This window comes from Mycolicibacterium flavescens (genome assembly GCF_001722335.1).
Taxonomy (GTDB): Bacteria; Actinomycetota; Actinomycetes; order Mycobacteriales; family Mycobacteriaceae; genus Mycobacterium; species Mycobacterium flavescens.
In genome coordinates, this window is sequence record NZ_MIHA01000024.1 from 43,018 (window position 1) to 53,917 (window position 10,900).

Annotated in this window: 13 protein-coding genes; 5 read left to right on the forward strand and 8 right to left on the reverse strand. The window is 69.1% G+C overall.

Annotated features, from left to right (window positions below):
- Window positions 1-4: 4 nt before the first annotated feature.
- Window positions 5-1,441: a neutral zinc metallopeptidase gene (locus BHQ18_RS24790; RefSeq protein WP_109789403.1), complete on the reverse strand. Its 1,437-nt coding sequence runs from the start codon at window positions 1,439-1,441 to the stop codon at window positions 5-7.
- Window positions 1,442-1,586: 145 nt separating this feature from the next.
- On the opposite strand from BHQ18_RS24790, the gene BHQ18_RS24795 reads away from it, so the two are divergent.
- Genes BHQ18_RS24795 through BHQ18_RS24810 form a run of 4 tightly spaced genes read left to right on the forward strand, consistent with a single transcriptional unit; the run spans window position 1,587 to window position 4,841 of the window.
- Window positions 1,587-1,856: a hypothetical protein gene (locus tag BHQ18_RS24795; RefSeq protein ID WP_069416310.1), complete on the forward strand. Its 270-nt coding sequence runs from the start codon at window positions 1,587-1,589 to the stop codon at window positions 1,854-1,856.
- A gap of 1 nt (window position 1,857) precedes the next feature.
- Window positions 1,858-3,390: an MFS transporter gene (locus tag BHQ18_RS24800; RefSeq protein WP_234794306.1), complete on the forward strand. Its 1,533-nt coding sequence runs from the start codon at window positions 1,858-1,860 to the stop codon at window positions 3,388-3,390.
- Window positions 3,391-3,444: 54 nt separating this feature from the next.
- Window positions 3,445-3,681: a hypothetical protein gene (locus BHQ18_RS24805; protein ID WP_069416311.1), complete on the forward strand. Its 237-nt coding sequence runs from the start codon at window positions 3,445-3,447 to the stop codon at window positions 3,679-3,681.
- Window positions 3,678-4,841, forward strand: coding sequence for a N(5)-(carboxyethyl)ornithine synthase (locus tag BHQ18_RS24810; protein ID WP_069416312.1), 1,164 nt, complete (start codon window positions 3,678-3,680; stop codon window positions 4,839-4,841). The genes BHQ18_RS24805 and BHQ18_RS24810 overlap by 4 nt, the downstream gene beginning before the upstream one ends.
- 10 nt (window positions 4,842-4,851) lie before the next feature.
- Here the strand turns inward: BHQ18_RS24810 and BHQ18_RS30195 are convergent, their stop codons facing one another.
- From BHQ18_RS30195 to BHQ18_RS24820, 3 genes are all read right to left on the reverse strand, one after another.
- Window positions 4,852-5,010, reverse strand: a complete 159-nt coding sequence (locus BHQ18_RS30195; RefSeq protein ID WP_165614599.1) for a DUF6307 family protein — start codon at window positions 5,008-5,010, stop codon at window positions 4,852-4,854.
- A gap of 106 nt (window positions 5,011-5,116) precedes the next feature.
- The gene (locus tag BHQ18_RS24815) at window positions 5,117-5,290 is read right to left on the reverse strand and encodes a CsbD family protein (protein ID WP_069416341.1); all 174 of its coding nucleotides are present in this window, start codon (window positions 5,288-5,290) and stop codon (window positions 5,117-5,119) included.
- A gap of 50 nt (window positions 5,291-5,340) precedes the next feature.
- A complete protein-coding gene (locus BHQ18_RS24820; protein WP_069416313.1) occupies window positions 5,341-6,153 on the reverse strand; it encodes a DUF1206 domain-containing protein in 813 nt (270 codons plus the stop codon).
- A gap of 101 nt (window positions 6,154-6,254) precedes the next feature.
- Between BHQ18_RS24820 and BHQ18_RS24825 the strand changes: the two genes are divergently transcribed.
- On the forward strand, window positions 6,255-6,674 hold the full coding sequence (locus BHQ18_RS24825) for a lipoprotein LpqH (RefSeq protein ID WP_069416314.1): 420 nt from the start codon (window positions 6,255-6,257) through the stop codon (window positions 6,672-6,674).
- On the opposite strand, the gene BHQ18_RS24830 is transcribed toward BHQ18_RS24825, so the two are convergent.
- From BHQ18_RS24830 to BHQ18_RS24845, 4 genes are all read right to left on the reverse strand, one after another.
- Window positions 6,658-8,055 (reverse strand): WS/DGAT/MGAT family O-acyltransferase, encoded by a 1,398-nt coding sequence (locus tag BHQ18_RS24830; RefSeq protein ID WP_069416315.1) that lies wholly within the window; start codon window positions 8,053-8,055, stop codon window positions 6,658-6,660. The two genes, BHQ18_RS24825 and BHQ18_RS24830, sit on opposite strands and share 17 nt — an antisense overlap.
- A gap of 45 nt (window positions 8,056-8,100) precedes the next feature.
- Window positions 8,101-8,562: a cyclic nucleotide-binding domain-containing protein gene (locus BHQ18_RS24835; protein ID WP_069416316.1), complete on the reverse strand. Its 462-nt coding sequence runs from the start codon at window positions 8,560-8,562 to the stop codon at window positions 8,101-8,103.
- A 115-nt stretch (window positions 8,563-8,677) separates the two neighbouring features.
- Window positions 8,678-10,204 carry a serine/threonine-protein kinase gene (locus tag BHQ18_RS24840; protein ID WP_069416317.1) on the reverse strand — a complete coding sequence of 509 codons (1,527 nt, stop codon included), beginning with the start codon at window positions 10,202-10,204 and terminating at the stop codon, window positions 8,678-8,680.
- A gap of 140 nt (window positions 10,205-10,344) precedes the next feature.
- Window positions 10,345-10,896 carry a YceI family protein gene (locus BHQ18_RS24845; protein ID WP_069416318.1) on the reverse strand — a complete coding sequence of 184 codons (552 nt, stop codon included), beginning with the start codon at window positions 10,894-10,896 and terminating at the stop codon, window positions 10,345-10,347.
- Between the last annotated feature and the right edge of the window lie 4 nt (window positions 10,897-10,900).

Here is a 10,900-nt window from a genome sequence, read left to right on the forward strand (position 1 = left end):
GGCGTCACGAAAACCGTTGGAAACATTCGTCGATGGAGCTGGACAGGCCCAGCCGGTAGGCCAGGATGCGGGTGAAGCCCGCCGGCGCGGGCGTGCCGTTGACGTCGCTGGCGACCACGCCGTTGGTCAACAATCCGGCGACCGCCTCGTCGGCGTCGCCCGGAGACAGCACGAAGTCCAGACCCCCCTCCTCAGTCATCTGGCCCTGCGCCACCCCGGTGAGGCAGGCGGTGCGCAGCGCGGCGACCGGCGTATCGAGGTCGACCCCGCGCTCCCGCTGCACCGCCAACGCATACCGCGACGTCACCACCGACAGCGCCGTGTTGTCGCCTTGGACGAGCACTCTGTCCTCTTCCTCGTTCTTGGGTTCGCCGATGGCTTGCAGCGCAGCCATTTCCACGTGAATCGTATTGGTGTCAGGGCAGTACGAGGCCGGCTGAGCGGTTCCGCACGCCGACGGCGCCGTCGACAGTGCGGGTGCCTCGGCCGGCTGGTAGATCGAGTTCAACACGCGCATCAGCGTGGCCAGCGTGTCCTCGTCGATGGCGCTGTCCAGCACCGGATCGCCGTACGCGTCGTAGGTCAGTTGCTTCGGCAGATCGCCCTGACGCTTGCGGATCTCCGCGGAATCGATCGCCGCGCACTGGTCGGCGCCCCCGGCGAAACCCATCTGGAAGGCGCTCACCCGGTCCAGCGCGGAACCGTGAGCGTCCCCTCCGCCTTCAGCTTCGACCGGGTCGCGCAGGTAGATCAGTCCGCCCAGCACCCGGTTCAGGCTGGTGCCCGTGGTCAACGCGAAGCGCTCGGAATCCCCTGCCGCCACATACCGCAGATAGACCCCGGCGAAGCAGTCCGCCTGCTGTTCCTTGACCAGGACTTCGGTTTGGCGATCCGCCAGCTCACTCATGTACTGCAGCGCGTGGCCGTATTCGTGCGCGAGGACACCGACGACACCCATCTCGCCGAAGTAGCGCATCGCCGTCGGCACGAGAACGCCTCGATCCCAGGCGACCGAGTGGCTCAACGGGCAGTACAGCGCGTTGACCAGTCCGCTGAGATCGCTGAGGCAGACCCACGGGCCGTCCGGATCGTCTGAGTCGTAGGACACGAGATCGCGGACCGGCTCGAACTCACCCGGCAGGTACTTCGCATAGTTGGTCCGCCAGAACTCCTCGATGTCGTTGAGCGCCAGCAGAGCCAGCCGGTCCTCGGGCCCGCCGTCGGTGTTGTCCACCTCGCCGACCGGTCGCGGCGCGTCGGGCCGCGGACCGCTCGGGCCGTCGGCCACCGGCAGACCGCCGACCCGCTCGGGGTTGAACAGCATCGACGTCGCGCGGCCCTCGACCGCGACGGGAGGGGTCGACGCGCATCCGGCGACGAGAACCGCCGCGCACACCGCGGCCGTCGACCACCGCACCGCTCGACCGAGCCGGTTCACCATCGCCTCCCTGCGCCGATCATCTGCCTCCCGCCCAGTACCCATCATCGCCGAGCGGTTGCCCGTACGCGCCGCGCGTGCCGCAATGCGGGCTTATCCACAGGCAAAGACGCCGCACCGCGGGACTCGCCGCGCTAATCTCCCCCACGTGGCTGACTACGTCACCGAGATCGGCCTGCTCATCATCGGCGCGGTCCTGCTGTTCCGCGGGCTGCCGGGGGTGATCCAGCTGATCGGCGCGCTCGAGTGGCAGCGCGTGCCCGGCACGCTGCTGGGTTCCGGCGTCGCGGGCTACCAGACCCAGGCCCGCGGCGGGCATGCCGGCGCCAACGTGCAGCGCTCCGTGGTGGCCTACCAATACGAACTCAACGGGCGACGTTTCGTCGGTCAGCGCGCCGCGGTCTCGTTCCTGGGCTGACGTGTCCGACGTCAGCACCCCCCAGCGTCAGGTCTCGGGGCTGGCCGCCGCGATGACGATCGTCGCGATGGGGCTCGGCTATGCCATCGCGATCGGCGACCCCACCTCGCTGTCGGCCAACCTGCAACTCGTTTCCTCGGGCCTGCACATCACCGGCGGGACCGCGACGTTCGTCGACAGCCTGGCCACCCTCACCATGGCCGCCGCCGTCCTCAGCGCCGGCGCGCTCGGCGACCTGTACGGCATGCGGCGCATGTACATGGCCGGCCTGTGCGGCGCGTTCGTATTCAGCGCGCTCGCCGCCGCCGCACCCGTGGCCGCGGTGCTGCTGATCGCCCGCGCCGGTGTCGGTGTGACGCTGGCGTTTTTGATCGGCCTGTCGCTGGCCATCACCAACGCGGTGTTCCCGCCCGGCCGCCGGGCCGCCGCGATCGCCGCCTACTTCGGTGTCGGCTACGCCGTGGCCACCCCGCTGCCCGCGATCAGCGGCGCGCTGGGCCACGCGATCGGTTGGCGTGCCTGCTTTTTCGTCGTCCCCGTGATCGCGGCGATCGGCCTGCTCGTGACGTGGCGGTTCGTGCCCGACACCGTGCGCGCCACGCGCCGCCTCGACGTTCTCGGCATGGCGCTGTTCGCCATCGCCCTGCTCGGGCTGATCTTCGGCATGTCGCGGATCGAGACCGGGTTCAACGCGCTCGGCGTCGCCGCGATCGGTGTCGCCGTCGTCGCCGGGGCCCTGTTCGTCCTGCAGGAGTTGAACACTCGCGATCCCGCGCTGGACATGCGGGTGTTCCGGTCGGGCCGGTTCAACGCCGCGGTCACCGCGGGGGTGATGTTCAACATCGTGCTCGGCGGGTCGATGGTGCTGCTGTCCTTCTACCTCGTCACGATTCGCCGCGAAAGTCACGAACTGTTCGGGCTGTTGCTGATCCCCGCCACCGCGCTCGCCGCCGTCGCCGCCACCAGCGCCGGGCCCGCGGCCAACCGGTTCGGCCCGCGCACCGTCATGGTCTCGGGCCTGCTCACCATGCTCGGCGGCCTGCTGCTGATGCGGCTTTTCGACCTCGACACCACCCGCACCACCGTGTTCGTCACCACGGCGCTGATCGTCGTCGGCGGCGCGCTGGTCACCACGCCGCAGGCGCAGATCATGATGAGCAGCGCCCCAACGGATCTGGGTGGTGCGGTGTCGGCGGTCAAGAGCGCGGTCAACGAGGGCGGCTACTCGCTGGGGCCCGCCCTGTTCGCGCTCGTCGGCATCAACCTGTTCCTCACCGACAGCGTGCGTGCCCTGTCCGGCTCCGGGCTGACCCGCGCCGAGACCCGCGAGGCGCTGCAGATGGCGCACGGCGGCCGCGGCGCCCAGGTGGTCAACCCCGAGCAGGCCCGCCTGGTGGTCGACGCGGCCCCGCACATCGCCGTCGACGCCATCCACACGCTGAGCCTGGTGATGGCGGCTGGGCCCGTCGTCGCGATCATCCTGGCGCTGTGGCTGATCAAACCCGGCAACGCCACCAAGCGCCGACAGCTTTGACAGCCAGCGAATTTCAGCGTCTACTGGAGACCTTCCAGTAGATAGAAGACGCCCATGCTCCCCAAGACCGGCTCTGCCCTCCGTAGTTTCGTCGAGTCCGTGGCGGCGGCCTCGTTCGGCCTCGCGCAACGCCTGACCGGCACGCAGCCCCGCGCCAGTCGCGCGGCCGACGCGCGCCTCGCCGACAGCAACCGCAACCATCAGCAGGCTTTCGTCGACCTCGGACGTGACACCAAACTCGAACACCAGGACCGCGCCGACACCGCCTCAGAGCGGGGCACCGCCGAGTGACGGCAAGTGCTGGCTCTCAGGCGCTTTCACTTGGCGTGCTGGCCCGGTCGCGTAAACCGAACGAACGCCGGCTGCCCATCCACCCTGCCCACTTCGACCGGATCGACGAGCACCTGCGTCGCCGAATCTTCCTCGAGCACGGCTACGGCGCGGACTTCGGGGCGACCGACGACACGCTGGCCGGAATGGTCGGCGGGATTCGGACCCGCCAGCAGTTGATCAGCGACTGTGATGTAATCCTGCTGCCGAAGGTCGAAGCCGCGGATCTGGCCGAGCTCAGAGTGAATCAAATCGTCTGGGGCTGGCCGCACTGTGTGCAGAACTACGACCTGACGCAGATCGCCATCGACCGGCAGCTGACCTTGATCGCCTTCGAGGCGATGAACCACTGGCAGCCCGACGGCGGCTTCGCACTGCATGTCTTCCACAAGAACAACGAGCTCGCCGGATATTGCTCGGTGCTGCACGCCATGCAGTTGACCGGGATCACCGGAAACTACGGCCCGCGACTGCGCGCCGCTGTCATCGGGTTCGGCGCGACGGCCCGCGGCGCGGTCACCGTGTTGAACGGACACGGAGTCGACGATGTACGGGTGCTGACCAACCGCGACGTGGCCGCGGTAGCGGCCCCGATCCACTCAACCCAGATCATCCAGATGGGCCACGACGACGACGCGCCTCCCGACCGCACCTGGGCCGACACTCCCGACGAGGGTGTCATCCCGGTGGCGCAAGTGCTCGCCGACAACGACATCGTCGTCAACTGTGTACTTCAGGATCCCGTGAACCCGTTGATCTTCGCCACCGAGTACGACCTTGCCGCGTTCGCCCCCGGCAGCCTGATCGTGGACGTCTCGTGCGACGCCGGTATGGGGTTCAGCTGGGCCGCGCCCACCTCGTTCGCCGATCCACTTCGGTTGCTGCACAACAACATCGCGTACTACGCGGTTGATCACACGCCGTCATATCTGTGGAACTCCGCGACGTGGGAAGTCAGTGAGGCGCTGCTACCGCACCTCGACACGGTGCTGGCCGGCCCGGACGCCTGGGCGGCGAGCGCCACCATCGATCGGGCCGTGGAGATCCGCGAAGGGGTCGTGCAGAACGCCGACATCCTGTCGTTTCAGCACCGCGCGGCCGAGTATCCGCACGAGTCCTGAGGCACCGAGGTCAGCGCATCGTCTCCGGAATCGAGTTCAGCGCATGAAGTACCTGTACGGCCAACTCGTCCGCGGCATCGCCCTTGAGTTTCGAGTGCGCCTTGATGGCGTCAGCCACCAACGTGACACGCCTGGTGTAGGGGCTGACGATCTCGGGGGAAGTGGTCACCGGAAGTCCTATTCATCGAGCATTTTTCACTCGAACACGGGCTGTCCGATACTGCCGACCCTACACCCTGCTCCCCCAAACGCTGTGGCCGCCGAACCGGCAGGCGCTATTTCCGGAACGCGTCCTTGATCTTCTCGCCGGCGTCCTTGAGGTTGGACTTGGTCTGATCGCCGCGGCCCTCGTCGCGCACGCGCGCGTCGCCGGTCACGTTGCCGATCGCCTCCTTGGCCTTGCCGCCGAGGTTCTGAACCTTGTTCCGTGCCTTGTCTGCTGCGCTCATCATCGGTTTCCTCTCGTGTTCCGGCCGGATACCCAGACCGTCGGCTTTTCTCACATTCGGGCGTAGCGGGTCAGCGCGAAGCTGTACAACCCGTAGGCCGCGAAACCCATTGCCGCGACGACCAACAGCGTCTTCCCGTACTCGGCGCTGCCGAGCGCCTTGACCGCCGCGTCGAGCCCCGTCGCCCTGGCCGGCTCGCTGAGGAACGACGCCGCGATCACCGACAGGCCGGCCGCCGCGAGCACCGCGCCCTCGGCGACGTGACCGCTCACCCCGAGCACGACGATCAACCGTCCGCCCGGCACGGTGAGGTCGTCGAGGAACTTCATCGACGCGCCCTTGTACGCGAAGTAGCCGCCGATCGCCATGATCACCAGGCCGATCGCCACCAGCACGGCCTTACCGCCGCCGGACTGCATCAACCGCGCGCTCAGACCGGCCGCCTGCTCGCTCCCGCGCCGGTGCGCACCGAGCGCGAACTGGATGGCGGTCAGCGCCAGCGCGCAGTACACCACCGCAAGCCCGAAAGCCTTCAGCCGGTTGATGATCGGTGAATCCCGGACGTGCGCATCGGAGCACTCGCCCGGGTGCAGGCCCAGCAGCGTCTCCGCCAGCCGCCACGCCGTCAGGGCGAACAAGCCGAGCGCGACGATCCACAGCGAGATGTTGCCGCCGCGCTGAGCCGCGATGGTCGCCAGCGCGCCAGTCTGGTCGGCCTCGTCGCCGCCGACGCCGACCGCGATCCGCACGATCAGATACGCGATCAGCAGGTGCAGAACCCCGTTGACCGGATAACCCAGCCGCGCGACGGCCTGCACCACGCGGCTGCCCGTCGCCTGGTTGACGGCGCCCTTGAAGCTCACCTTCCCCGCTCCGGCATACCCCCGGCTACCCGAGCCGCACACCGCAGAAACGAACGCGTACGCCGATCCGCATCGGGGTAACCGTGCGGCGGAGGTGTTCGATGAAACTTCAGTCGGTCAGCCTGTCGGCCGCGGCCCTGGTCGTCGCCGGCTGCGGCCTGACCGGCCCGACACCCAGCGAGGAACCCGCCGGGTCCGGCAGCATCACCATCGCCGACCGGTCGCTGTCCACCCGGTCGGTCGAATGCACGCAACACGAGTGGGCGATGACGATCGACGCCGACGCCGATCCCGGCCGCGCCCAGGTGTACCTCGAACTCGGCGGCGCGGCGCCTGAGGTCCGCACGGTCACCATCGAGAACATCGACGGGCTCGACGCGGTCTCCGGGGGCGACGTCGCAGATGCGAAGGCCGCCACCGACGGGAACGTCTACACCGTCACCGGCACCGCCGTCGTCTCCGACCGGGGCAACCCCGGGCAGAGCCGCTCGATGCCGTTCGAGATCACCGCTCCGTGCTGATCGCATCGACGAGCTCGGCCAGTTCGGCGCCGAAACCGTCGGCCAGATCCCACAGATCGTTGACCAGTTTGCGGCACGAGATGATGCCGACGTTGAGCTTGCCGTCCAACGACATCACCGTGATGTTGAGCCCCGACCCGTGAAAGATCGGCCCGAACGGATACATCGCGTTGATCTTCGCGCCCATCACGTACAGCGGGACGTCCGGGCCTGCGACATTGGAGATCACCGCGTTGTGGATCGGGGTGTGCTTGAGCGGGGTGTGCGACAGCAGCTCCAACGCGAAGCCGATCATCGGCGGCGGCAGCGCCTGCGTCACGTCGGACAGCAGCGTCGGCGCGATCTCGGCGCTGTGACCCTTTGCGCGGGAGCTGGATTCGGCGATCGCCCGCAGCCGCTCGACCGAATCGTCGATGTGGGTCTGCAGGTTGCAGAAGAAACCGGACAGCTGGTTGCGGCCCGGCCGGTCGGACTGGTCGTGCACCGACGACGGCACCACCGCGAGCAGCGGTTTGTCCGGCAGCTCACCGCGCTTGGCGAGGTAGCGCCGCAGCGCGCCCGCGCACAGCGTCATCACCACGTCGTTGACCTTGACGTCGAAATGGTTCTTGACGGCTTTGACGTCGCCGAGGTCGAGTTGCGCGCTCGCGACGATGCGTTCGGCGGTGATCTCGGTGTTGAACACGGTGCTCGGCGCGCTGAACGGGGCGGCCATCGCGGTGCCGCTGCGCGCGCGGGTGATCGTGCTGACGATCGTCGACATCGTGGCGGGCACGGCGCGGGCCAGCTGCAGCGGCCGGGTCAGCGAGCGCACCAGACCCCCGGCGGCGATCTCGAACGGTCGCGCGCCGCCGGGCCCCTCGACGGGGTCCGGTGGCGGGGCGTCGGGCTCGAGGTCGCACAGCTTGCTGATCAGGTGGGCCGCCGACACCCCGTCGACCGCGGCGTGGTGCACCTTGAGCATCAGCGCGAGGGGTCCGCCGTCGTGCGGGTCGGTGCCGTCGACACCCTCGATCACCCACATCTCCCACAGCGGCTTGGCGCGGTCCAGCGGCGACGAGGCGATGCGTCCGCAGAGGTCGGCGAGTTCGGTGCGACCACCGGGCGCGGGCAGGCAGACGCGGCGCAGGTGATAGGTCAGGTCCAGGTCGGGGTCCTCCACCCAGACCGGGTGGTCGAGGTTGAGCTGACTGTTGGCGAGTTTTGCCCGCAGCTCGGGCAGCGCAGGCAACCGTGAGGCCAGATGCTCGCGCATCGCCTCGAAGCTGTACCCACCGGGGATCGTGGTGGTGTCCAGCTCGGAGATCGAGCACACCTGCAAAGGCACGCTTGATGATTCGCTGTAGAGCATGCTGGCGTCGAATGCGCTCAGCCGTTCCATTCGGGCGGCGTACCCGATTTAACAGCGGCGTTAAACCTCGGCGGCTCAGGCCGGGTCGGCGGCTTGCGGCGCGTGGCGCGCCACGGTTTCGTCCATCGCCGCGCGCAGTGCCGGGATCTCGTCCATCAGCCGCGCGAGGTCGTCGCGGTCGATGTGCAGGACCTCGGCGCGTCCGGTCGTCGTCACGGTGGCGTTGCGCAGCGATCCGCGGCGCAGCACCGACTCGCCGATCACCTCGCCGGGGCCCACCACCGCGATGCGGTCGTGGCCGACGTACACGCCGACCTCACCGCTGAGCAGGATGTAGCAGGCGTCCGACGGGGTCTGCTCGCGGATCAACGGCCACGGGCCCGAAGTCGACGTGCGGTGCGCGGCCTGCACGAGGCGTTTGAGGTCGGTGTCGGAGAACTTCGCGAACGCGTCGAATTCGCGCAGCCGCCTGGCGTCCTGCTCGATCTCCTGCGCACGGGCCTCTTCACTGGCGCGCTGGTATTTGCGGTTGTCCATGGTCAGTCCCCGATCCGAGACGGTGATCTTGGTCGAAACGGTAGTCGACGCGGCGCGGGTCGGGTGCGGAAACGACCGGTCAACGACGGGTAGCGCACCGAAATCGCCCTTCGGCTCAGCGGTCGGCGGTGCCGTACTCCAGCGCCGGTTCGGCCGAGTCCACCGAGCCGCCGCTGGAGATCGTCAGCATGCCGGGCTGCACGTCGTAGCGGGCGCCGTCGGCGGGGTTGACCGCGACGAACCCGTTGCCCGACGGGCGGGCGTTCGACAGCTGCAGGTTGGCGCCGTCGCGCAGGCGTTCCCCGCGGTACTCGTAGCTGTCCGGCCCGGTCTGGCAGATCACCGCCAGCGAGTTCGCGGTGCGGATCGCCGCCGCGGGGGTGCTGCCCTGCACGCAGCGGGCGGTGTGCCCGACGAAACCCTGCGCGTCGGTGCCGGACACCCCGGCGATCGGGCCACCGGCCGGGGTGGTCGTCGTGGTGGTGGTCGAGGTGCTGGTTTCTGCTGAGGGCCCCGTCGGCTGCGTCGGCTCGGCGGGCAGCGCCAGCGGCGGCTGCCGCGTCGTGGTGTCGTTGCCGCTGAGCGCGAGCACCAGCGCCAGCACGATCGCCGCGGTGAACAGCACGATCGTCGCCGCGATCAGCCCGACCTGGCCTTTCCCGAGACCCGGCTTCTTCTTCGGCGGCGTCGGCATCGGCGCGTACATCTGCTGGTAGCCGGTGCGCGCCGGGTTCGGGTCCACGGCGGAAAACTGCCGGGTGGACGGCGCCGGGGCGGGCGGCGGTGGCGGCGGGGCGGGCGCGGGCTCGGTGGCCGCCGCGGCCGCGGCCCTGGCCAGCTCACCGGCGGTGGCGAACCGGTCGGTCGGCTTCTTGGCCATCCCGCGGGCGATGACGTCGTCGTAGGCGCGGCTGATCCCGCGGCGCATGATGCTGGGTCGCGGCGCCGCGGAGAACATGTGCGCGCCCATGATCTCGCGCAGGTCGCCGGCCTCGTAGGGGGCGCGGCCGGTCAGGCATTCGTAGAGCAGGCAGGTCAGCGAGTAGATGTCGGAGGCCGGTCCGCCGCGTTCCCCGCTGATCCGTTCGGGCGCCATGTAAGCACACGACCCGATCACCAGGCCGGTCTTGGTCACCGAGGCCTCGCCGCCGCCGTGCGCGATGCCGAAGTCGACGAGGTAGGCGAAGTCGTCGGCGGTGAGCAGCACGTTCTCGGGTTTGATGTCGCGGTGCACCAGCCCGTTGGCGTGCGCGTCGTCCAGCGCCGCGGCGACCTGGGCGATGATCGACACCGCACGCGCCGGGGGCAGCGGGCCGTCGGTGCGCAGCAGGTCCTTGAGGCTGACCCCGTCGACCAGGCGCATGTCGATGTAGAGCACGCCGTCGATGTCGCCGAAGTCGTGCACCGGGATGACGTGGGGTTCCTGCAGCCGGGCGGCGACGCGCGACTCGCGGCGGAACCGTTCCTGGAAGCTGGGGTCGGCGGCGACGTCGGGGCGCAGCAGTTTGATCGCCACGGTTCGTTCCTTGGCGGTGTCGTACGCGCGGTACACCTCGCCCATGCCCCCGACGCCGATCAGAGACTTCAGCTCATACGGCCCGAATCGCGTACCCAGCCGGGAACCGCCGTTCGGGGAGCTCACATGCGCTCCTTTCTGTTCTCGACGCGGGCGTAGCTGATGGTGTTCCCGCAACGCGCGCTCGCATAACCCGCTCCCCGCGGCGGGGGCCGCCGCGAAAACCGAAATCGCAGCAGCACAGGCGAATTGCTCAGTGGCCGAGCTTACCGATCTTTGGCGACGCGTGCCGCGAACGTGACGGTCACCGCGTCGGCGACCCGCATCGCCCCCATCAGCATCGAGTACGGCTTGAGTTTGTGGTCGCGGTGGCTGACCTCGGATCGGGCCGCCAGTGCCCACGCGTCGCCGAGGTCGTCGACGCGCAGGTCGACGGTGTGCGGGCGGGAGGTGCCCGCGATGGTCAGCGTCCCGTCGAGGCGGTAGCCGCCGTCGGCGTTCGTGATGGTGTCGGCCTGATAGACGATTTGCGGAAACCGTTTCGCACCCAGCACTTTCAGTGCGTTCGTGCGGGCCAGCGCCTTCTCCGGCGGTGTCATCGGCGTCACACCGCCCTCGCCGGAGACCACCTCGACACCGTCGAGGTCGACGGTCAGGGCCAGCGCTGCCGGTGCGTCACCGGCCCAGTCGACGCGGGCGTGCCAGCGGTTCGCCGCGAGAGTCAGCCGGTGGCCCATCTTGGCCGCGCGGCCCTCGACTCCGGTTTCGAGTTGCAGGCGACCGTCGTGCTCGTCCAGGTTCCAGGCCATGGCTCCCATTGTC

What these genes read in the sequence shown, in the direction of transcription:
- BHQ18_RS24825 (WP_069416314.1), top strand. Translation starts at nt 6,255, where the DNA reads ATGAAACTTCAGTCGGTCAGCCTGTCGGCCGCGGCCCTGGTCGTCGCC.
- BHQ18_RS24815 (WP_069416341.1), bottom strand. Translation starts at nt 5,290, where the DNA reads ATGAGCGCAGCAGACAAGGCACGGAACAAGGTTCAGAACCTCGGCGGC.
- BHQ18_RS24845 (WP_069416318.1), bottom strand. Translation starts at nt 10,896, where the DNA reads ATGGGAGCCATGGCCTGGAACCTGGACGAGCACGACGGTCGCCTGCAA.
- BHQ18_RS24830 (WP_069416315.1), bottom strand. Translation starts at nt 8,055, where the DNA reads ATGGAACGGCTGAGCGCATTCGACGCCAGCATGCTCTACAGCGAATCA.
- BHQ18_RS24835 (WP_069416316.1), bottom strand. Translation starts at nt 8,562, where the DNA reads ATGGACAACCGCAAATACCAGCGCGCCAGTGAAGAGGCCCGTGCGCAG.
- BHQ18_RS24790 (WP_109789403.1), bottom strand. Translation starts at nt 1,441, where the DNA reads ATGGTGAACCGGCTCGGTCGAGCGGTGCGGTGGTCGACGGCCGCGGTG.
- BHQ18_RS24805 (WP_069416311.1), top strand. Translation starts at nt 3,445, where the DNA reads ATGCTCCCCAAGACCGGCTCTGCCCTCCGTAGTTTCGTCGAGTCCGTG.